Genomic DNA, 22,047 nt, shown 5'->3' with positions numbered 1-22,047 from the left:
TGACCGCCTTGTAAGCCCTGTACGACCTTGGTTTTTGCGGGCTTTTGCAGCGAAACTGAGTATAGCATAAGGGGCGTGGAAATGCAAGGTACGATCCTGACTATTTGATAACCCTGGCCTGTGTGGACAGACCCTGGCTCTGAAACAGCTTTTTGTAAGAGGAAAGTCTGCTTGCCGGAACCTTTACAGTCAGTTTTTTGTAATTATTCTGACCTGCTCTTGTGAAGATATATTTACCTGAGCTTTTGGAAGTAAGACGTCCTGTCTGTATGGTGACAGAGGTAAGGGCCTTACAGTCACAGAAAGCTTTTGTGCCGATCGCAGAAACTCGGGAACCGATTTTTACAGTACGAAGACTTATGCATCCCTGGAAGGCTCCGGCACCTATGCTTGTGATATTTCCTGAAATCGTTACCTGTTTCAGGTTTTTACAGTTTTTGAAGGCATTGGCTGCAATGGCTGTGACTTTGTAGGTTTTTCCGTTAGCTTTGACAGTGGCCGGAATCTTTGCAGTGACAGTATTGCGTGAACGTGGTCCCTTCAGTGCTACGGAAGTCCCGGTGGTATTGACTGTGTAGACATTATAAGCATCCCGGAATGTTTTTGCAGTCTGTGGCTTTGGTGTGGCTGCAGGAGTGATCTGGAAATTTAAGGTGATGGTTCCGTAGAAATGGTAATCACCGATGATCTTCAGGGTAGCAGTTCCTGCTTTTTTATTGTTCTGGTATGTCACATGATAATCATTGATGCCAGAAAGCTTTGCTTTTCCAAGAGTTACGGTTGGAACGGGCTTTATGTCAGAGCCTGTATAGGTATATGTTTTTTTGATCCCTGTTACAGCTGCATCGGAAATATTGCATGCATAGCTGATATTGTTTTTCTTGGCATATGTAACTGCGTAAGAGCCGTACGGAGCATGGATCTTGCAAAAATATGCATGAGAGTTGACATACCCGTAGCCGCCCCACACAGCATCCGTTCCAATGCTTTTAACAGTATCAGGTATGTTGATCCTGGATAGCTTGTCACAGTAGGCGAAAGCTTCTTTTCCGATCTTTGTGACCCCTTTCTGGATGTCCACTTCTTTCAGCTCAGGAAGACAAACAAAGGCCCTTTCGGAAATACTTGTGATCCCAGGCTTTATTATTACCTTTCTGATCTGGTTTTTGATAGCTTTCCAGGAGGAATCGTTGGAGAAGATAAACCAGCCTTTTGTTGAAGAGACCGGGTATCGGTGGTTTTCCTCTGTGGAAATAGAAAGTGGTCCGTAGCCGGAGATCGTAAGGATACCGTTTTTGAAATTCCAGGTTGCGTTGTCACCTGCGATATGGTAAGTTTTTTTGTCAGCTTTTCCGTTGTCGGAATTAATGGAATAAAAGTTCAAGGTGTTGGAGTTTGAAGCATAATAAACGACCCTGGAATCCTTTACCACAGGCTGACAGTCAGAAATCGGAGCAGCTGTTGTAAACTCTTTGCTGAGACTCTTTCCCTTTCCGTCCACAAAAAGATAATGAAGGGTGCTGGAAGAGAGCGGATCGTTAGCGGAAGAGTTTTTCTTGTTATCGTCGGAGACGTATTCTTCCCAGGAAATCATAAAACGGTTGTCATTTATTTTGGTGATCTTTACGCCCGCAAAGCTTTTTCCTCCGCCTGTAAAGTTGGTAAGCTTCCTGGTAGTGGTTGCTTTTTCGGAAAAGTCAGACATTGGTGTGACGGACAGATAAAGGTTATGAGGCGTGTTTTCAGATACCTTATCATATTTGGACTGATCGATGGAAGTGCCAACGCATAATACACTGTCAGAGGAAACAGCCATGCCATCAACGCTTGCGTAGCAGGCCAGTGCCCACACAGAAGTATGTGAGCCTCCGTATGGCAAAAGCTCTATGGTGGTGCAGGCAAGTGTAGTGCTGTCGTATCTGGAAAGAATTGTACATCGTGAACCCTCACTCTGCTCCAGTACGTAGAGATAAGAACCTTGTGATTTGATATACTGTGCAAAGGAATGCCACAGATCGCAGGAAACGATCTTTCCTTTCATGGTTGCCTGGTCGATCTCGACCATAAGGAAGCCCTGATGTCCCTGACCGACAGAGGAATCCACATATCCTTCGTGACCGGTAACAACATAGAGCTTGCCGTTGCTTTCTGTCATTTCCACACAGCCATAGTCAAAGGGCGTGCGAACCTCACCGCCAAAAAGCTCCGGGTTACTGGTAATTGCTGCTGCACCGTTCCGGTTCCAGTTTGTATCGTAGCGGATAACGCGGATGACCTCAGCGGAATCGTTTTCTTGGTTGTTTGTCTGGCCTTCTACCAGATAATATCCGTCAGATCCGGCATAAAAGCCACCCCACAGTGGAAGCTCCATGTTGATCTTGCGCTTGCTTCTGATCTTCAGATCATTATCGTAATATTCAACGCCGACAGAATTTTTCTGGTGGAAGACCCTCATGTATCCGCCGGAAACAGGAATAAGATCAGAGGTACGGCGTAACCTGACATTGAGATTGTCCTGTGCGGTTGGCGTAAGAGAGCCTGCTCGGGCTGTCTGTGGAAACAGGATCAGACAGAAGCAAAGACAGCAGAACAGAAATAGCAGAGATGTTAATTTTTTTAGCTTTTTCATAAGTTTCTCCTTTGTATGTGTTTTTAGATGATCTCCTGTTTAGATTATAATTCATGGGACAGAATTTACAATACAAAATCGGGAGTTATGGAACTCCCGATCCTCAGGATTTCTGTAAATTCTGTTCACAAAAACATCTTGAGGAAATACTGCTGGTGGGCAGTAACATCAGCAGCAGGAACCTTATGGAAACAGGGGCTTTTTTCTTGACAGTTTTTTGTGATATTGATAAAATATATTACAGTATATAGGTTAAAGGGGCATTGGTTTTGATCTAAATCAATGTCTCTTTATTTTATATATCACACATATTACACCAGGGAGGTAGAAAGATGTTAAAAGTATGGATCGCAGGTGCCAACGGACAGATCGGACGGGCACTGAATGATGTTCTGGATCCAATGCAGATCGAGACTCTGAACACAGATCTTGATGAGCTGGATATCACAGACACAGATGAAGTGATCAACTTCGGTTCCATTAACCGTCCGGATGTGATCATCAACTGCACCGGTATCACAGATACCGATGAGTGTGAGAAGAATCCGGAACATGCATACCGTGTCAACGCACTGGGAGCAAGAAACTTAAGCATCGTGGCAAGAAAATGCGGGGCAAAGATCGTCCAGCTTTCCACAGATGATGTTTTCGACGGAAAGAGCAAAAAACCGTATACAGAGTTTGACGATACCAATCCGCTGACTGTTTACGGCCGTTCCAAGAGAGCCGGAGAGAACTATGTAAAAGAGTTTACACACAAACATTTCATTATCCGAAGCAACTGGGTATACGGAAAAGGCGGAAACAATTTTGTAAACCGTGTGCTGGAGACAGCAGAAAAAGGCCAGGCGCTTTCCGTTGCTTCGGATCAGTTCGGATCACCGACCAGCGCCAAGGATCTGGCAAGAATGATCCTGTATCTTATCGATACCAACGAATATGGAACTTATCACGTAACCTGCAGCGGTGTATGCAACCGTTATGAGTTTGCAACCGAGATTCTTCGCCTTGCAGGAAAGGAGATCGAACTGAGATCCGTGCCGACAGAGCAGTCAGATCTTTCTTCTGTCAGACCGCCATATGCCGTCCTTGATAATTTTATCCTCCGTATTATTGAAGTGTATGACATGCCGGACTGGAAAGCATCGCTGAAAGAATATATGGATGAAAGAGCGGAGGACTAGAATGAAAGAGAAAAATATAAAAGAGAAAACACAGCAGAAAAAGAAAATGGGCCTTACCACGAAGATCTTTGTGGCGCTGATCGCAGGTGCGATACTGGGAATCATTCTCTGTTACCTGGTTCCTGACAGCAGCTTCAAGAAAGATGTGATCGTGGAGGGAATCCTTTATGTGATCGGACAGGGATTTATCCGTCTGATGAAAATGCTGGTTGTACCGTTGGTATTCTGTTCCCTTGTCTGCGGAAGTATGTCCATCGGTGATACCAAGAAGCTTGGAACCGTAGGTGTGAGAACACTGGTATTTTATCTGGCGACTACAGCTCTGGCTGTTTCGGTTGCTCTGACGGTAGGTAATCTGATCAATCCGGGTGTGGGACTTGATATGAGCTCTATTCAGTCCTCCGCTTCCTCTGTGGAGACTATGGAGGCGACCTCTCTTACGGATACCATCCTGAATATCATTCCGGACAATCCGATCAATTCCCTGGCAAGCGGAACCATGCTTCAGGTTATCGTATTTGCCCTGATCGTGGGTGTGATCCTTGCGAAAATGGGAGAGCGCGCAGAGACAGTAGCGAACTTTTTCAGCCAGTTCAATGACATCATGATGGAGATGACCATGATGATCATGGCACTTGCACCGATCGGTGTATTCTGCCTTATCAGCAGAACCTTTGCAAACATCGGTTTCAGCGCGTTTATCCCGCTGGCAAAATATATGATCGGTGTTCTCCTTGCACTGGCAATCCAGTGCTTCGGCGTATACCAGATCCTGCTGAAGATCTTCACAGGACTGAATCCGATAAAATTCATCAAGAAATTTTTCCCGGTTATGGCATTTGCATTCTCAACAGCTACATCCAATGCCACGATCCCGATGTCCATTGATACCCTGTCCAAAAAAGTGGGTGTTTCCAAGAAGATTTCTTCATTCACCATTCCTCTTGGAGCTACCATCAACATGGACGGTACCTCTATCATGCAGGGTGTTGCCGTAGTATTTGCGGCACAGGCTTTTGGTATCCACTTAAGTCCGATGGATTATGTGACGGTTATCGGAACTGCAACCCTTGCTTCCGTAGGAACTGCCGGTGTACCAAGTGTTGGTCTTGTTACCCTGACCATGGTATTTAACTCTGTAGGACTTCCGGTTGAGGCAATTGGTCTGATCATGGGTATTGACCGTATCCTGGATATGACCAGAACAGCGGTTAACATTACCGGTGATGCAGTCTGCACAACCATCGTTGCACACCAGAACGGTGCACTGGATAAAAACGTGTTCAACGAATCAAACTAAATATCCGGTTCAAAAAAAGATCCGACCCTGTCGGGTGAGAAAAAACGAAAAACGGCTGTACATATCGTAAGAGCGATATGTGCGGCCGTTTTTTTACTGGATCAGGTAAGTCCCCTGCTTATTCCTGTTCCAGAACACCCATGACAGAGGGTAGTTCCAGCTGCTGATAGGTGTGAAGGATCTTTTCCAGCTCAAAGATAGCAGGGGTAAGAAACTTATTCTTGTGATAGACCAGCTTGAATTTCCGGTTCCATTCCCCTGCTTCGTTGCAGAAGACCCGGACTGAACGGTGACGGATCTCATGATGCATAAGACGGATGGACATAACAGAGAGCATCTGGTTATACAGCACTGCGTTCAGCAGTGCCCGCGGACTGTTGGCTTCCCAGGCAGTTCGGATCTTCAGATCATGGCGAAGGGTGTAATCCTCAAAAAGCTGTCTGGTACCGCTTCCATATTCCCGGACTGCAAATTTCTGGTTGTTCAGCTCCTGGACATGGATGCGTCCTCTGCGGTAAAACGGATGCTTTTTTCCGGCGGCAAGGACCAGACAGTCGTCGATGATGGGAAGAACGACAAGGTCCGGGGAATGAATCTCACCTTCTACCACAGCAGCGTCCAGCTCAGAACGCAGAAGCTTCTGTTCGATATTTTGCGTGTTGGTGACAAAGGAGTAAACGTCAAGGTCTGGGATTTTTTTCTGCAGATCCAGGATAATGGATGGGGTCAGGCAGGTTCCCACAGTGAGGGTGGAGCCAAGCTTCAGGGTGGAAGACTGTCCCTGATTCTGCATCAGCTCTTCCAGCTGCTGAAACTGGCGGATCATTTCACGGGCATGGGGAAGAAGAAGCTTTCCTCGTTCTGTGAGATAAAGCTTTTTTCCAAGACGTTCGAAGAGAAGGCCGTTATAATGAGCTTCCAGCTCACGGATGGCCTGACTGACTGTTGGCTGGGAAAGATAAAGATGTTTGGCAGCAGCACTCATGGAGCCCTGTTCCGCAACGGCCGCAAAAACAGTGAGATGGCGGATGGTCATATGGAATCTCCTTTTATTGTAAATTGGTATATAGGTAAAACCTATCATTTTTATAAAATAATATCATTTCTCAAATACATCTTCAAGTGGTATAGTAGGAAGTACGTGAAAACGATTTCAACATTGCAAAATACAGGGCAACGATACCATGGGAAAGTATCGGAATGCCGGTGAGACCAGGAGGAGGAAATATGTCAGCATTAACTGTAAGCAAAGAGGAAGAGAAAAGACTGAAGGGGCAGGGTTTTTTAAATAACCGGGGAACCGATGAATTTTCTGCACGGGTGATCACTGTAAACGGAAAGGTGACAGCGGCACAGCACAGATGTATGGCGGAAGCAGCAGAGAAATTCGGCAACGGAAATCTTACCTACACGACCAGGCTTTCCGTGGAGATCCAGGGAATCCCCTACGAAAAGATCGAAGAGTTTCAGGAATTTATTGCGAAGGAAGGTCTGGAGACAGGAGGAACAGGAGCAAAGGTCCGACCGGTAGTATCCTGCAAGGGAACCACCTGTCAGTATGGACTTCTGGATTCCTATGCAATTTCAGAAGAGATTTTCCGGAGATTCTATAAAGGCTACCGTCAGGTTGCACTGCCGCATAAATTTAAGATCGCAGTAGGCGGATGCCCGAATAACTGTGTGAAACCAAATCTGAATGATGTGGGGATCATCGGACAGAGGATCCCGCACTTTGACAGCGAGGCATGCAAGGGCTGCAAAAAATGTGCCATTGAAGCTGCATGTCCAAACAAAGTGGCGAAAGTCGTTGACGGGAAACTGCACATTGATGAGGAGCTTTGCAGACACTGCGGAAGATGTGTGGGAAAATGTCCATTCCATTCCATCCCGGACGGTACCTACGGATTCAAGATCTATATCGGTGGACGCTGGGGAAAGAAAATTTCTCATGGAAAGGCCCTGAACCGGATCTTTACGTCAGAGGAAGAGGCACTGGATGTTATTGAGAAGGCAATCCTGCTTTTTAAGGACCAGGGATTAAAGGGAGAACGTTTTGCCGAGACTATAGAACGAATTGGATTCGAAAATGCAGAAAAACAATTATTGGAAAAAAATCTTCTGGAAAGAAAAATGGAAATTTTGTCCAAATAGAGATATAAAAAACTTCCTATTATATAATCTGTCTGAAACTGAAAAAATGCGAGCAATAATATAAAAAATTTTTATCCCATTTATATAAATTTTTATTATATCACAATATTAACAAAAAACTAAGTGAAAATTCTATTTGAAATATGCAAAATAATGTGATAAAGTATTAACAATACATGAACGGAGGTAAAAAGAGTGGAAAACTACATGTATTTGGTGCCGGTGGCAGCAGTACTGGCACTTCTGTTCGCAGCATACCTTGCAGCGAAGGTCAGCAAGCAGGATGCAGGAACAGACAGAATGAAGGAGATCGCAGGTGCGATCGCAGAAGGTGCCCGCGCCTTCTTAACAGCAGAGTACAAGATCCTGGTTATTTTTGTAGCCGTACTTTTTGTACTGATCGGAATCGGAGTTGGAAGCTGGGTAACAGCAATCTGCTTCGTAGTAGGTGCTCTGTTTTCAACAATCGCAGGATACTGCGGTATGACCGTTGCAACAAAGGCTAATGTAAGAACAGCAAATGCAGCAAAAGAGGGAGGAATGAACAAGGCTCTTTCCATTGCATTCTCCGGCGGTGCTGTTATGGGTATGTGTGTTGCAGGTCTTGGTGCACTGGGTGTCAGCGTTGTGTATATCATCACAAAGAACGTTGACGTACTTTCTGGATTCAGCCTTGGTGCTTCTTCCATCGCACTGTTTGCACGTGTTGGTGGTGGAATCTATACAAAGGCAGCTGACGTAGGAGCTGACCTTGTAGGTAAGGTTGAGGCAGGAATCCCGGAGGATGACCCTCGTAACCCGGCTGTTATCGCGGATAACGTAGGTGATAACGTAGGTGATGTTGCCGGTATGGGTGCAGACCTTTTTGAGTCCTATGTAGGATCTCTGGTATCTGCCCTTACACTTGGTGCGGTAGCTGGAGCAGTTTCCGGTGTTCTCTATCCGCTGGCTATTGCAGGCTGTGGACTGATCGCATCCATCATTGCAACATTCTTTGTAAAAGGTGATGATAATTCCAATCCGCAGAAAGCCCTCACAAGAGGAAGCTATGTATCTGCAGCACTTGTTATCATCGTGTCCCTGATCCTCAGCAAGACTCTCTTCGGAGACATGAAGGCAGCCATTGCTGTGATCGCAGGTCTTGTTGTCGGTGTCATTATCGGAAACATTACAGAGTATTACACATCTGCAGATTATAAACCGGTTCAGGGAATCGGCGAGCAGTCTGAGACAGGTGCAGCTACAACTATCATCAGTGGTATCGCAGTAGGTATGAAATCTACAGCATTCCCGATCCTGCTGATCTGTGTTGGTATTTTTGTAGCATACGGTGTGGATGGATTATACGGAATCGCTCTTGCAGCAGTTGGTATGCTTTCCACAACAGGAATCACAGTTGCCGTTGATGCGTATGGACCCATCGCTGACAATGCCGGTGGTATTGCAGAGATGTCAGGTCTGGATGAGTCAGTTCGTGAGATCACAGATAAGCTTGATTCTGTAGGTAACACAACAGCAGCTATGGGTAAAGGCTTCGCAATCGGTTCCGCAGCTCTTACAGCGCTTGCTCTGTTTGTATCTTATGCGAATGCAGTAAATCTGGATGCGATCAATATCCTTGCTCCTCGTGTTACGATCGGTATCTTTATCGGTGGTATGCTTACATTCCTCTTCTCGGCCTTCACAATGGAATCCGTTTCCAAGGCTGCTTACAAGATGATCGAGGAAGTAAGACGCCAGTTCCGTGAGAAACCGGGTATCATGAAGGGGACTGAGAAACCGGATTACAAATCATGCGTTGCGATCTCCACAACAGCAGCTCTTCACGAGATGATGCTTCCTGGAATCATGGCGGTCGTTGTTCCGGTTATCGTAGGTGTTGTTCTTGGCGTTGAGGCTCTTGGAGGACTTCTTTCCGGTGCTCTTGTAACAGGTGTACTGATGGCGATCTTCATGTCCAACGCAGGTGGTGCATGGGATAATGCAAAAAAATACATCGAGACAGGTCATCATGGCGGAAAAGGCAGTGAGGCGCACAAAGCAGCCGTTGTCGGCGATACAGTCGGCGATCCGTTCAAAGATACATCAGGGCCTTCCATTAACATCCTGATCAAGCTTATGACTATTGTATCACTGGTATTTGCTCCTCTGTTCTTATCCATCGGAGGACTTCTGTAAATATCATTTCAAAAAAAAGTAAACCCATATTATATAAAAAAAGCTCTTTGCAGAGAAATCTGCAGGGAGCTTTTTTTGTGCGACAGGCGGCGGAATTGTACGGATATGAGAGTGGACTCTGGTTATGAGTCAGTTTCTGGATTTTCTGTTCGTGCAGCCTGTTCAATCAGTGTCCGGTTTACATCATCCTCATAGGTCCGCATCTGCACCTGCATAGGTGTGGGATCATCGCTTAGCTTCAGATGCCCGAAATGATTAAAGAAGATCAGTACGCCGAGGCCGATCCCGATGGAGTAGGAAATCTCCAGGATGGTAAAGCCGGAGGAACTTTTTCCCGTAACAAGAGTGTAAAACTGGCTAAAAAGGCTGCCCATATCTACGTCATTATTAAAGGTCATAATGGAAAAAGCGGCGCCGAAAAAGGAAACCAGGCATACAAAAAGGATTTTTACATACCGGAAAATTTTCCCTGTGGCAGAGCTGATGCGGTAGGTGATGATAAAATCCGTTTCCCCGATGGGAGAAATATCAATGGAGGGTTCCCGCTTCTGGATCTTTTTCAGAAGATCCGAGACAGACATCACATAGCGTCCGGGCTTTTTCGCATCCAGAACGATCACAGGCATGACCCGCAGACGATTGAGAATTTTGGGGTCACTCATGGAAAGTGCAGCGATATCCTGAAGATATACATGTGGGTTGGTGACTTCAATGTTCTGATCCAGCTGCAGATAAAGAGTATCACTCATGAGAAAAAACTCCTTTCCCGGAATATTATTTTTTCATTTTTGGACGGAAGAAGAGACTGGCCAGATAAGAGAAGATCAGGGCGGAGGAAACTCCGGCAGCACAGGCAGTGAAGCCTCCTGTAAAAAGCCCAAGGATGCCGTCTTCTTCAATGGCTTTTTTCATACCCTCCCATAATACATGTCCGAAACCGATCAGCGGGACGGAGGCCCCGGCACCTGCAAAATCCACCAGCGGCCGGTAGACGCCAACGGCACTTAACAGGGCGCCGCTACATACCAGAAGTACCATCACACGGCCAGGCATCAGCTTTGTCTTGTCCAGAAGAATCTGGATCAGGGCACAGACAAGGCCGCCGAACCAGAATGCGTTAAAGTAATCCATGCTCATACCTCCATATGCTCGATGACAATTCCGTGGGCAATACCCGGAATACTGTCACCTTCATTAAAACTTACTTTGGAAAGAAGCGCTCCTGTTGGTACAAAAAGGATCCGCTTCCATTCTCCGGATACAATCTTCGGAAGGATGTAGGAGGCAAGGACTACAGCAGAACAGCCGCAGCCGCTTCCTCCTGCGTGGGTGTCCTGAGAAGGATCGTCATAGATCAGGATACCGCAGTCTTTATGAATGGGAGAAAGCCGGATATTTTGTTCCTCTAGAAGATCCAGGAGAATTTTCTGCCCGATGATCCCCAGATCCCCGGTAAAGACGGCATCATAATCCGAAGGCGTCCGCCCGAAATCCGAAAAGCTTCGTGCAATGGTATCGCAGGCTGCAGGAGCCATACAGCCTCCCATGTTCATGGAATCCCTGAGACCGTAATCCATCACACGGCCGGCAGTAAGGCCGGTGATAGCAGCACAGCCTTTGCCGGAGCGCAGAGGAGCTTTTTCTCCGGGAGGAGATGTACTTAGGATACAGGCACCGCTTCCGGTTACTGTCCAGGTAGCAGAAAACGGCCGCTGGTTTCCGTATCCCAGAGGAAAACGAAATTCTTTTTCCGCACTTGCGAAATGGCTGGAAGTGGCACATAAGACCCGTGTGCCGAATCCGGCGGTCAGAGCAAGGGAACCGAGAGAAAGTGCTTCCCCTATGGTGGAGCAGGCGCCGTAAAGACCGTAAAAGGGAATTCCAAGTCCAGCGGAGCCGAAACAGGTGGCTGATGTCTGAGCAAGAAGATCTCCGGCGAACATCAGATGGATATCTTCGGAGCTCAGCCCAGCTTTGCTTATGGCCTGAGTGGCAGTTTCTTTCTGCAGTGTGCTTTCCGCAGATTCCCAGGTGTCACAGCCAAACATGGGATCTTCACAGATCAGGTCAAAAAGATCTCCAAGAGGACCGTCCGCCTCTTTCTGACTGACGATGGATGCGGCGCTTTCGATATACAAAGGCTGTGAAAATGCAATGCTGGCTGCGCCAAGTCTGAGATTTTTGCTCATGATATCACCTCCAGGATCTTCAGGATATAATAGATCACACCCAGTCCCCAGGCGCTTAAGATGCCGTAGAGGATCACAGGACCTGCAATAGTAAAGATCTTGCACCCTATGCCGAAAACCTGTCCTTCTGCCCGGAACTCAATGGCGGATGCAGCCACTGAGTTGGCGAATCCGGTAATGGGAACAAGACTTCCTGCACCGCCGAATTTGCCGATTTTGGGATAAATACCAAAGCCCGTGAGAAGGACGCTTAAGAGAATGAGAAGGACAGAACACCAGGTTCTGGAATCGGAAGCATCTGCACCGAGAGCCTGTGCTGTGTTTAAGATAACCTGTCCAAGAAGACAGATCAGTCCGCCTGTGAGAAAAGCTTTTGCCATATTCAGTGGCAGACTGTGGGTGGGAGTAAGCTGCTTGACATATTGTTCATATTTTTTTTCGTTGATATTTTGCATATGGAAAATCCTTTCGTGAGATGGTAGAGTGACAGTAAGAATTACATCCAGCTCATGGCATAATAAAACAGGGAGCCCAGGGCTTTTCCGGCAGCAATGGAAATTATTACCGGAGAAAGCCCCTGAGAGAGCTTCAGCCGTCTGGCAAAGACGGGAAAGACTTTTGCGATCTCTGCCAGTGCAAGGATCCAGCCGCCCAGGAAAATTCCGAAAAATACTCCGCAGACAGCCAGGAAAAAAGGTCCCAGCGGAATTCTGATCGGAAACAGGGTGACGACGGTTCCGGCAACTGTTCCCAGAAGTGTCAGATCTTCATAAAGAAAAATCTGGTCAGCTGTATGCGTGATACCTGCATAGCGGGGAACAATGGAAAGGCCGATCAGCAGTCCGGAGACACCTCCTGCAACGATGATCCCGGCACAGAAACCGATAAAGCACAGAATCAGCTGTTGAAGCATGGACAGAACCTCCTTGTGGGATTGTATGGGAATAGTATGAGAAAATATAAATTTTTTATGCGAAAATCTTAAAAAACAAGAATATCTGTACATTTACGGACAGAGATAGTATAATAAAAAGGAATATAGACAGCGGCGGACAGGCGCTGTCTTTCTCAATCAAAAGAAAAAACAGTGTCAGGAGGACGGATATGCAGGATGCTTTTTCACGTATGGAATTGCTCGTTGGAAATACAGGTGTAAAAAAACTCAGCAGGGCGAAAATTGCAGTATTCGGTCTTGGCGGAGCCGGATCACAGGTGGCAGAGTCACTTGCGCGCTGCGGTGTGGGGAGTCTGACACTGATCGATCATGAAAAGATCACATTGACGAATATCGGAAGTCAGGTGCTGGCACTTCATTCTACTCTGGGAATGAGCAAGGTAGAGGCGGCCAAGAAGAGAATCCGGGATATTGATGAGAATATTTTGGTGCATACCTACGAAACCTTTTATAATGAGGAGACTGCGGGAATGTTTGAATTGAGTTCCTTTGATTATATTGTGGATACAATGGGAACACTGTCGTCAAAACTGCTTCTGATCAGCAGAGCAAGGGAGGGACGTGTGCCTGTGATCTCCTGCCTGGACATCGGGGACAAGATAGACCCGTCTAGACTTGAGGTTGCAGATATCAGCAGGACCACAGTATGCCCGGCGGCCAGAATCATAAAAAAAGAACTGCGTAAACAGGGAATACGTAAACTCAAAGTACTGTATTCCAGAGAACAACCGGCAAAAGAAAAGCTTTTCAGACGGAGAAGAACTATGGTGAAGAAGCCTGCCGAAGGAAATATTTCCTTTGTGACAGGGACTGCGGGATATCTGCTGGCGGGAGAAGTTGTGCGGGATATACTGTCAGCCGGAAACGTTTCACACAGCTGACAGCAAATGAGAAATTGAGCGCAGATCACGGACAGATCCAGTTCATGAGCATGAGTCAAGGCGGAACAGTAATGTCTGCTTTACAGAAATAAAACAGAAAGACTGAGGAAATAAAAAGTGAATTCAGAAATCATAAAAAAGTTCTGCGATCTTCTTGGAGAAGAACGTGTTTTTACAGGCGAAGCAATGAGCCGTCATACAACTTTTAAGATCGGAGGTCCGGCGGATTATTTTCTGATGCCGGATAAAGACACAGATGTGGGGCGTATCGTAAAAATCTGTAAAGAAAGTGCGATCCCTTATTTTATCCTCGGAAATGGAAGTAATCTTCTGGTAGGAGACGGCGGTTACCGTGGCGCGGTTATCCAGATCTACAAAAATATGTCTGCCGTTACCGTAGAAGGAACAGAGATCACCGTACAGGCAGGTGCGCTGCTTTCATCGGTGGCAGCAGCAGCAAAAAATGCAGCTCTTACAGGCTTTGAGTTTGCAGGCGGGATCCCGGGAACTATGGGCGGTGCGGTTGTGATGAATGCAGGTGCCTATGGCGGCGAGATGAAGGATGTTCTCACAGAGGTAACTGTGATGGATGAGGAGGGAGAGATCGTTACCCTTCCGGCAGATAAACTGGAACTGGGATATCGTACCAGCATCATCAAAACCGCAGGTTATATCGTGCTGGAAGCAAAGCTACAGCTGAAGGAGGGAAATCCGGAAGTGATCCGTGAGACCATGAAAGATCTGACGATCCGTCGTACCACCAAACAGCCGTTGGAGTATCCCAGTGCTGGAAGTACCTTTAAGAGACCGGAGGGATATTTTGCAGGTAAGCTGATCATGGACAGCGGTCTTGCTGGATATCAGGTAGGTGGTGCACAGGTTTCTGAGAAACACTGTGGCTTTGTGATCAATGCAGGCGGTGCAACTGCCAGGGATGTCCGCACGCTGATGGATAATGTCAGGGATATCGTTTATAAGAAATATGGAGTTACGCTGGAACCGGAGGTGAAGTTCCTGGGTGATTTTGAAGCCTGATGACCATTTCTGGTACATCGTTTTCAAAATAATTATACCACTTACTTGTCTGTGGATCCGATCGCACAGACCTAAAAGGCTCAGCGTAGTCCGGCTTTCAGGTACCCAGGATACGAAACAGAGGGAACAGGAATGCGTATGTACGCTTTGCAGATAACGGAAGAAGAAATGGAAAGGAAGAGAGACTATGCGTTTTGTGATCGTTACAGGAGTGTCAGGAGCAGGAAAAACAGCTGCACTTAAAATGTTGGAGGATATGGGATATTTCTGCGTGGATAATCTTCCAATCCAGCTTCTGGAAAAATTTGCTTCCCTTCTTCCTGAGATGCAGAGCGAAAATGTTAGAAATGTGGCTCTGGGGATCGATGCCAGAAGCGGAAGTGCCCTTGATGAACTGGAAGTAGTTCTGGACCGTATGAAACAGACCGGGTATGATTACGAGATCCTGTTTATGGATGCAGAGGATTCTGTCCTTGTAAAACGCTATAAAGAATCCAGAAGAAGCCACCCGCTGGCAAGAGCAGGGAGAGTGGATGAGGGAATCCGCCTGGAACGTGAGAAAACAAAATTTCTCCGGAAACGTGCGGATTATATCATTGATACCAGCCATCTGCTTACCAGGGAGCTTCGCCAGGAAATCGAAAAGATCTTTGTGGATGACAGAGAGTTCAGCAATATCATGATCTCTGTGCTTTCCTTCGGCTTTAAGTATGGAATCCCGGCAGATGCAGATCTTGTGTTTGATGTGCGATTTCTTCCCAATCCCTATTATGTGGATGAACTGCGTCCTCTGACAGGCCTTGACGATGAAGTGTTCAATTATGTGATGGCCAGTGATACGGCGAAAGCCTTCGCGGACAAACTGGAGGATATGATCCGTTTTCTGATCCCTAACTACATTAAAGAAGGGAAAACAAGCCTTGTGATCGGTATCGGATGTACAGGGGGAAAACATCGTTCTGTTACTATTGCCAGAGAACTTTTTTCCAGGCTTTCCAAATCGGATGAATACGGCATCCGCCTGGAGCACAGGGATGCGGAGAAGGACAGACTTCTGAAAAAATAACTGCCGCGATGAAAAGGGTGGCAGGGAAACAGTAAAAGAGGGTTCGGGATGTCATTTTCAGGAAAAGTCAAAGAAGAACTTGCAGGACAGCTTAGTCTGGCCAGGCATTGTCAGGTGGCAGAACTGGCGGCACTGCTCTGCGGCTGCGGCCGTGTGGAAAAAATGTCGGATGGAAACAGAAAACTATGGATCCAGACAGAAAATGAAGCAGTTGCAAGAAAAAGCTTTACATTATTGCGAAAAACCTTTAATATAGAGACAGCGATTGTTATCCGGGAAGGGTCTCATCTCAAACGGGGTAAGGTATATCTTGTTGAGGTTACGGATCCTGCCAGAACAGAGGAAGTACTGCAGGGGACAAAGCTTTCTGTGGATAACGAAACCGGTTTACTTGAAATGGATAATTCGCTTGTGGTTCAGATGAACTGTTGCAAGCGGGCATTTATTCGCGGTACTTTTTTGTCGTCCGGTTCGATCAGTGATCCAGAGAAAGGGTATCATTTTGAGATCGTGTGTCCGGACAGCAGGAAAGCGGAACAATTACAGGGGATTATCCGCAGTTTTCACGTAGAAGCTAAAATCGTGGTGCGCAAGAAATCATATGTGGTCTATGTGAAGGAAGGCGCACAGATCGTTGACATGCTGGCAGTCATGGAAGCGAACGTAGCCCTTATGGATCTGGAGAACATCCGGATACTTAAGGAAATGCGTAACACGGTAAACCGTAAGGTGAACTGTGAGGCTGCGAATATCAATAAAACGGTAAATGCGGCAGTGAGACAGGTGGAAGATATACAGCTGATCAGCAGAACTATCGGCTTTGAGAGCTTAAGTGATGGATTGGCACAGATAGCCAGGCTGAGACTGCAGTATCCGGATGCCACACTGAAAGAATTAGGTATGATGTTGAATCCGCAGGTGGGCAAATCAGGTGTGAATCACCGGCTTCGCAAGCTGAGTGAGATCGCAGATGAGCTGCGGGAGAACAAGGAGGAGCTATTATGATTAAAAAACCAATCACTATCAACTTATCCACTGGACTGGAGGCAAGACCTGTAGCACAGCTTGTTCAGGTGGCAAGCCAGTTTAACAGTGAAATTTATGTTGAGATTGGCAAAAAAAGAGTCAATGCAAAGAGCATTATGGGAATGATGACCCTGGGACTTGACGCTGGAGAAGAGATTACACTGTCTGCCAACGGTGATGATGAGAATGCAGCGATGGAGAGCATTGAACAGTATTTAAGCAACCAGTAATCAGTTGGAACAGAGCAGTCCGCGGAAAATGGTAGATTCCTGCGGATGTGGAATATAAAGGGATACAGACGGAAAGGAAGACCGATTCCCGCTGTATCCCTTTCCGCTTCAAAGTACCTACAAATATGAAAGAGGAAGATTACCTATGTCAAAAGTATTGAAATTTATCGTACATTTTGTTGTGATATGCACACTGATCTGTGTACTGGGACTTGTTCTTCCGCCGTTCTTCGGGGTGAGAACAGTGATCGTGGATAAATCCGATAAGGCAACGAACCTCCCAGTCGGATCTGTTACATATGCGATCCCGGAGAAGAGTTCTGCGATCAGCGCAGGTACTCCGATCCTTGTACAGAAAGATTCCGAGACATATAAATATACGATCACCAATCTCGATGCCTCCAAGGGAACCGGAACAGTAACAGATCAGTCCGTTTCCGGAGGAAAGACTTTTACCATTAAGGTTGGAGATTATGTTCCGAAAGTTGTAGTTACCATTGGCTATGTGGGATATCTTATGGTGGCTACAGAAAGTATTGAAGGCCTGATCATTCTTGGTCTGGTCGTATTGTTCCTGATCATCCTGTATGTGATCGCAGAGCTCTGGAAGAAAGAGCCGGATGATATTGAGGAAGATGTGAACGATCCGGAACCGGGTTATGTGAAGTCTAGGAAAGAACTGAAGCAGGAAGAAAAAGCACGTGCCAGAAGAATGAAGGAAGAAGAAAAAGAGATCATTCAGGAAGAAAAGGCACGAAAACACAAAAATAAAAAAGCAGATAAGCGTAAGGTCCGTACGGGCGGTTTCGTAGATGAGATTGACGAAGAGGATGTTACAGGCTATTCGGAGAATAAAAAGAAGGCTGCCATACAGCAGACTGCACAGACTGCCGCAAGTGAAGCTCATGCGGAACTTAAGAAAGAGATTGCAGCAGCCACTTCAGAAGAAGCAGATATGCTTTCCAGACTGGAAATGGCAGAACGTACGGTTGAAGAAAACAGAAAGCCGCATCCGGCCGGAAAGGTCGAAGAGGTTCCGGAAGAGGAAGAGGAGCCGGTTACCATTGGAAGCCTTGCGATGCCGTCTTATTCCGCAGCGCAGCTTGCAAGCCGCGTAAAGAAGGCCGGTGATGCACCGGATATCGTTAAGGATGACATCACGAAGGTTACACTGTTTGATTACTCGGATATCATCAGTGGTGATGTAGACGATATGGAAGAATAAAATAAGTACCTATTATATAAGAAGAAAATGGTTCAGAAATGAGCCATTTTCTTCTTTTTTAAAAAAAATCAAAAAAATTAAAAAAAAGGCTTGCATTCTGAAGAATCATCGTATATACTAATCCTTGCTGTGACATTGATAGCTGTGAAGCGCGAGGTTGCTGCCACACTGGCGGGTTTTCCGTGGAGCGAATGTCAAGTTAGGAAACTGACGACAAGTCACTGTACAAAGTTCAATAACCATCTTGGGATGGGACGTGTGTGCAAATATACCATGACACACACGGAGATGTGTACAGTCGCCGCTTGTCGTACTGCTATATAAGTACGAATAGGAGGAGACTTTTTTTATGGCAAATCAGGTAATGAGAATCACATTAAAGGCATATGATCATCAGCTCGTTGATGCATCTGCAGCAAAGATCATCGAGACAGTAAAGAAGAACGGAGCAATGGTAAGTGGACCGGTTCCGCTTCCTACTAAGAAAGAGGTTGTTACAATCTTAAGAGCTGTTCATAAATACAAAGATTCCAGAGAGCAGTTTGAGCAGAGAACACATAAGAGACTTATCGATATCCTGACACCAACTCAGAAAACAGTAGATGCACTTTCCAGACTGGAAATGCCGGCTGGTGTTCACATCGATATCAAGATGAAAAACCGCTAATAATGTCATTTGACATTAACTATATGATTACCGAATGGTAATCCGCTATAAGGAGGAAGAAAGAAATGAAGAAAGCTATTTTAGCTACTAAAGTCGGAATGACTCAGATCTTCAATGAAGATGGAATGTTAATTCCGGTAACTGTTTTACAGGCAGGTCCTTGCGTTGTAACTCAGGTTAAAACTGAGGAGAACGATGGATACACATCAGTTCAGGTTGGCTTCGGCGAGATCAGAGAGAAACTGGTCAACAAACCGGAGAAAGGCCACTTTGACAAAGCTGGTGTAGCTGTAAAGAGATTTGTAAAAGAGTTCAGATTTGACAATGCCGGCGAGTATGAGGTTGGACAGGAGATCAAGGCTGATATCTTTGCAGCAGGAGATCATATCGATGCTACTGCAGTTTCCAAAGGTAAAGGCTTCCAGGGCGCCATCAAGAGACATGGCCAGTCCAGAGGACCTATGGCTCACGGTTCTAAATATCATCGTCATGCAGGTTCCAACGGCGCTTGCTCCGATCCGAGCAAGGTTTTCAAAGGAAAACATATGCCAGGTCACATGGGACATGTTCAGGTAACTGTTCAGAATCTTGAGATCGTACGTGTAGATACAGAAAATAACTTACTGTTAGTTAAGGGTGCTGTTCCAGGACCTAAGAAATCTTTGGTTACAATCAAAGAGACAGTAAAGTCCTTATAATAGGAAAGGAGGAGCATCAGAATGGCTAATGTAACTGTTTATAATATGGAAGGCAATGAAGTTGGCACAATGGAGCTGAATGACGCAGTATTCGGCGTTGAGATCAACGAGCATCTCGTTCATCTTGCAGTTGTTCGTCAGCTTGCAAATAACCGTCAGGGAACTCAGAAAGCGAAAACTCGTTCTGAGGTAAGAGGCGGCGGAAGAAAACCGTGGAGACAGAAAGGAACAGGTCATGCAAGACAGGGTTCCATCCGTGCACCACAGTGGACAGGCGGCGGTGTTGTATTCGCTCCGGTTCCGAGAGATTATGAAGTGAAAATGAACAAGAAGGAAAGAAGAGCAGCTCTTAAATCCGCTCTGACATCCAAGGTTCAGGATAATAAACTTGTTGTTGTTGACAGCCTTGCACTTGCTGAGGTTAAGACAAAAGAGATGCAGAAGGTTCTTACAAACCTGAAAGCAGAGAAAGCTCTTGTAATCACAGCTGACAACGATCAGAACGTAGTTCTTTCCGCAAGAAACATCGCTGACGTGGAAACTGCAACACCGGCTACAATCAACACATACGATGTTATGAAACACAACACCGTAGTTGTTACAAAGGATGCCGTTGCATCTATCGAGGAGGTATACGCATAATGGCAAGTATTCAGTACTATGACGTAATCATCCGTCCGGTTATCACAGAGAAATCCATGGCAGACATGGGTGAGAAGAAATATACATTCCTTGTACATCCGGAAGCTAACAAGACTCAGATCAAAGAGGCTGTTGAGAAGATGTTCGAGGGAACAAAAGTTAAGAGCGTAAACACCATCAACAGTGATGGAAAGAAAAAACGCCGTGGAATGGTAGTTGGAAAAACTGCTAAGACTAAAAAAGCTATCGTAGCTCTTACAGAAGAGAGCAAAGATATCGAGATTTTTGAGGGACTTTAATTAACAGATAAGTCCGAATATGTGCACGAAAGCACGAGAACAAATTCGAAAGGAGAAACATCATGGGAATCAAAAGCTATAACCCATATACACCGTCAAGAAGACATATGACTGGTTCCGACTTCTCTGAGATTACAGCTGCAAAACCAGAGAAATCCCTCGTTACTTCCCTTAAGAAGAACGCTGGACGTAACAATCAGGGTAAGATCACTGTAAGACATCAGGGTGGCGGAAGCAGAAGAAAATACAGAATCATCGACTTCAAGAGAAGAAAAGATGGAATCCCTGCAACAGTTAAAACAATCGAGTACGATCCGAACAGAACAGCTAACATCGCTCTGATCTGCTACGCAGATGGCGAGAAAGCTTACATCCTCGCTCCAGAGGGACTTAAAGTAGGCCAGAAGGTTTACAATGGTCCGGAAGCTGAGGTTCGTGTTGGAAACTGCCTCCCACTGGAGCTTATCCCGGTTGGTACTATGGTTCACAACATTGAGCTTCATCCTGGAAAAGGCGGACAGATGGTTCGTTCTGCAGGAAACGGCGCACAGCTCATGGCTAAAGAAGGAAAGTACGCAACACTTCGTCTTCCTTCCGGTGAGATGAGAATGGTTCCGATCGTATGCCGCGCAACTGTTGGTGTAATCGGAAACGGAGATCACAACCTTATTAACATCGGTAAAGCCGGACGTAAACGTAACATGGGTATCAGACCTACAGTTCGTGGTTCCGTAATGAACCCGAATGACCATCCACATGGTGGTGGTGAAGGTAAGACCGGTATCGGACGCCCAGGTCCTTGCACACCGTGGGGCAAACCTGCTCTCGGCCTGAAGACCAGAAAGAAAAACAAACAGTCCAACAAGTACATCGTAAGAAGACGCGATGGAAAAGCATTATCGAAATAATAAGGAGGAGAAAGCATGTCTCGTTCACTGAAAAAAGGACCTTTTGCAGACCAGAGCTTACTTAAAAAAGTAGACGCTCTTAACGCTGCAAATGATAAATCCGTAATCAAAACTTGGTCTCGCCGTTCCACAATCTTCCCGTCTTTCGTAGGACACACAATCGCTGTTCATGACGGAAGAAAACATGTGCCGGTATATATCACAGAGGATATGGTAGGACACAAACTTGGTGAGTTCGTTGCAACAAGAACTTACAGAGGACACGGAAAAGACGAGAAGAAGTCCGGAGTACGCTAGTCATCAGATTTATAACTGCCCGCTGTCAATTTAAGACAGCTGGCAGATAACTTAGATATCGAATTTAAGAAAGGAGGCACTTTAAGATGGCAAAAGGACATAGAAGCCAGATAAAGAGAGCCAGAAATGAGAATAATAGAGAGACAAGGCCGTCTGCAAAGTTATCTTATGCAAGAATTTCTGTTCAGAAAGCCTGCTACGTATTAGATGCGATCCGTGGCAAAGATGTACAGACAGCACTTGGTATCCTGACATACAATCCGAGATACGCTTCCAGCGTGATCAAAAAACTGCTTGAGTCAGCAGTAGCAAACGCTGAAAACAACAACGGAATGAACGCAGACAACCTTTATGTTGCAGCATGCTATGCAGATAAGGGACCTACAATGAAGAGAATTCAGCCGAGAGCACAGGGTAGAGCTTACAGAATCGAGAAGAGAACTAGCCATATCACAGTTGTGCTTGATGAAAGGTAAGGAGGAAAAGC

The 22,047-nt window shown here is 46.0% G+C and carries 24 protein-coding genes; 17 read left to right on the top strand and 7 right to left on the bottom strand.

Going from position 1 to position 22,047, the window contains the following annotated elements:
• Positions 1-100: 100 nt before the first annotated feature.
• Positions 101-2,629, bottom strand: coding sequence for a leucine-rich repeat domain-containing protein (locus tag GPK58_RS01995; RefSeq protein ID WP_215638108.1), 2,529 nt, complete (start codon positions 2,627-2,629; stop codon positions 101-103).
• Between the two features lie 332 nt (positions 2,630-2,961).
• On the opposite strand from GPK58_RS01995, the gene rfbD reads away from it, so the two are divergent.
• Together rfbD and GPK58_RS01985 are read left to right on the top strand one after the other, a co-directional pair.
• Complete coding sequence (gene rfbD, locus GPK58_RS01990) at positions 2,962-3,813, top strand: dTDP-4-dehydrorhamnose reductase (protein ID WP_015526899.1); 852 nt, start codon at positions 2,962-2,964, stop codon at positions 3,811-3,813.
• 1 nt (position 3,814) lies between these two features.
• Positions 3,815-5,113, top strand: coding sequence for a dicarboxylate/amino acid:cation symporter (locus GPK58_RS01985; protein ID WP_015526900.1), 1,299 nt, complete (start codon positions 3,815-3,817; stop codon positions 5,111-5,113).
• Positions 5,114-5,231: 118 nt separating this feature from the next.
• Here the strand turns inward: GPK58_RS01985 and GPK58_RS01980 are convergent, their stop codons facing one another.
• A complete protein-coding gene (locus GPK58_RS01980; protein WP_059085331.1) occupies positions 5,232-6,149 on the bottom strand; it encodes a LysR family transcriptional regulator in 918 nt (305 codons plus the stop codon).
• 191 nt (positions 6,150-6,340) lie between these two features.
• Here GPK58_RS01980 and GPK58_RS01975 point away from each other — a divergent pair, with 191 nt between their 5' ends.
• Positions 6,341-7,264 (top strand): 4Fe-4S binding protein, encoded by a 924-nt coding sequence (locus GPK58_RS01975; protein ID WP_021977051.1) that lies wholly within the window; start codon positions 6,341-6,343, stop codon positions 7,262-7,264.
• A 195-nt stretch (positions 7,265-7,459) separates the two neighbouring features.
• Positions 7,460-9,442, top strand: a complete 1,983-nt coding sequence (locus GPK58_RS01970; RefSeq protein ID WP_044961021.1) for a sodium-translocating pyrophosphatase — start codon at positions 7,460-7,462, stop codon at positions 9,440-9,442.
• A 122-nt stretch (positions 9,443-9,564) separates the two neighbouring features.
• On the opposite strand, the gene GPK58_RS01965 is transcribed toward GPK58_RS01970, so the two are convergent.
• The 5 genes from GPK58_RS01965 to GPK58_RS01945 are packed head-to-tail and all read right to left on the bottom strand — an operon-like array spanning position 9,565 to position 12,544.
• Positions 9,565-10,191 carry a stage V sporulation protein AA gene (locus tag GPK58_RS01965; RefSeq protein WP_114002460.1) on the bottom strand — a complete coding sequence of 209 codons (627 nt, stop codon included), beginning with the start codon at positions 10,189-10,191 and terminating at the stop codon, positions 9,565-9,567.
• A 25-nt stretch (positions 10,192-10,216) separates the two neighbouring features.
• Entirely contained in the window at positions 10,217-10,573 is a 357-nt protein-coding gene (locus GPK58_RS01960) for a SpoVA/SpoVAEb family sporulation membrane protein (RefSeq protein WP_059085334.1), read from the bottom strand.
• A 2-nt stretch (positions 10,574-10,575) separates the two neighbouring features.
• Positions 10,576-11,631, bottom strand: a complete 1,056-nt coding sequence (locus tag GPK58_RS01955) for a stage V sporulation protein AD (RefSeq protein ID WP_215638107.1) — start codon at positions 11,629-11,631, stop codon at positions 10,576-10,578.
• Complete coding sequence (locus tag GPK58_RS01950; protein ID WP_059085336.1) at positions 11,628-12,086, bottom strand: SpoVA/SpoVAEb family sporulation membrane protein; 459 nt, start codon at positions 12,084-12,086, stop codon at positions 11,628-11,630. Before GPK58_RS01950 ends, GPK58_RS01955 begins: the two co-directional genes overlap by 4 nt.
• Before the next feature lie 41 nt (positions 12,087-12,127).
• The gene (locus GPK58_RS01945; RefSeq protein WP_015526908.1) at positions 12,128-12,544 is read right to left on the bottom strand and encodes a stage V sporulation protein AB; all 417 of its coding nucleotides are present in this window, start codon (positions 12,542-12,544) and stop codon (positions 12,128-12,130) included.
• Between the two features lie 191 nt (positions 12,545-12,735).
• Here GPK58_RS01945 and GPK58_RS01940 point away from each other — a divergent pair, with 191 nt between their 5' ends.
• The 13 genes from GPK58_RS01940 to rplV all read left to right on the top strand — a co-directional run bounded on the left by GPK58_RS01940 (position 12,736) and on the right by rplV (position 22,036).
• The gene (locus GPK58_RS01940; RefSeq protein WP_215638106.1) at positions 12,736-13,467 is read left to right on the top strand and encodes a tRNA threonylcarbamoyladenosine dehydratase; all 732 of its coding nucleotides are present in this window, start codon (positions 12,736-12,738) and stop codon (positions 13,465-13,467) included.
• A 117-nt stretch (positions 13,468-13,584) separates the two neighbouring features.
• Positions 13,585-14,502 carry a UDP-N-acetylmuramate dehydrogenase gene (gene murB / locus GPK58_RS01935; protein WP_021650759.1) on the top strand — a complete coding sequence of 306 codons (918 nt, stop codon included), beginning with the start codon at positions 13,585-13,587 and terminating at the stop codon, positions 14,500-14,502.
• Positions 14,503-14,689: 187 nt separating this feature from the next.
• Entirely contained in the window at positions 14,690-15,568 is an 879-nt protein-coding gene (gene rapZ / locus GPK58_RS01930; RefSeq protein ID WP_015526911.1) for an RNase adapter RapZ, read from the top strand.
• A gap of 48 nt (positions 15,569-15,616) precedes the next feature.
• Entirely contained in the window at positions 15,617-16,573 is a 957-nt protein-coding gene (whiA, locus tag GPK58_RS01925; RefSeq protein ID WP_015526912.1) for a DNA-binding protein WhiA, read from the top strand.
• Positions 16,570-16,824 (top strand): HPr family phosphocarrier protein, encoded by a 255-nt coding sequence (locus GPK58_RS01920; RefSeq protein ID WP_015526913.1) that lies wholly within the window; start codon positions 16,570-16,572, stop codon positions 16,822-16,824. The genes whiA and GPK58_RS01920 overlap by 4 nt, the downstream gene beginning before the upstream one ends.
• A gap of 145 nt (positions 16,825-16,969) precedes the next feature.
• Positions 16,970-18,049, top strand: coding sequence for a hypothetical protein (locus tag GPK58_RS01915; RefSeq protein WP_022427085.1), 1,080 nt, complete (start codon positions 16,970-16,972; stop codon positions 18,047-18,049).
• A 349-nt stretch (positions 18,050-18,398) separates the two neighbouring features.
• Positions 18,399-18,716, top strand: coding sequence for a 30S ribosomal protein S10 (rpsJ, locus tag GPK58_RS01910; RefSeq protein WP_015526916.1), 318 nt, complete (start codon positions 18,399-18,401; stop codon positions 18,714-18,716).
• 65 nt (positions 18,717-18,781) lie between these two features.
• On the top strand, positions 18,782-19,414 hold the full coding sequence (gene rplC / locus GPK58_RS01905; RefSeq protein WP_015526917.1) for a 50S ribosomal protein L3: 633 nt from the start codon (positions 18,782-18,784) through the stop codon (positions 19,412-19,414).
• Positions 19,415-19,435: 21 nt separating this feature from the next.
• Positions 19,436-20,056, top strand: coding sequence for a 50S ribosomal protein L4 (gene rplD, locus GPK58_RS01900; RefSeq protein WP_015526918.1), 621 nt, complete (start codon positions 19,436-19,438; stop codon positions 20,054-20,056).
• A complete protein-coding gene (rplW, locus tag GPK58_RS01895) occupies positions 20,056-20,355 on the top strand; it encodes a 50S ribosomal protein L23 (protein ID WP_015526919.1) in 300 nt (99 codons plus the stop codon). Before rplD ends, rplW begins: the two co-directional genes overlap by 1 nt.
• A gap of 62 nt (positions 20,356-20,417) precedes the next feature.
• Complete coding sequence (gene rplB / locus GPK58_RS01890; protein WP_015526920.1) at positions 20,418-21,263, top strand: 50S ribosomal protein L2; 846 nt, start codon at positions 20,418-20,420, stop codon at positions 21,261-21,263.
• A 15-nt stretch (positions 21,264-21,278) separates the two neighbouring features.
• A complete protein-coding gene (gene rpsS, locus GPK58_RS01885) occupies positions 21,279-21,560 on the top strand; it encodes a 30S ribosomal protein S19 (RefSeq protein WP_015526921.1) in 282 nt (93 codons plus the stop codon).
• Between the two features lie 86 nt (positions 21,561-21,646).
• On the top strand, positions 21,647-22,036 hold the full coding sequence (gene rplV, locus GPK58_RS01880; RefSeq protein WP_015526922.1) for a 50S ribosomal protein L22: 390 nt from the start codon (positions 21,647-21,649) through the stop codon (positions 22,034-22,036).
• Positions 22,037-22,047: the final 11 nt, after the last annotated feature.

This window comes from Blautia sp. MCC270 (genome assembly GCF_018785605.1).
GTDB classification, from domain to species: Bacteria; Bacillota; Clostridia; order Lachnospirales; family Lachnospiraceae; genus Blautia_A; species Blautia_A fusiformis.
This window is presented reverse-complemented; position numbering and strand designations above follow the sequence as displayed.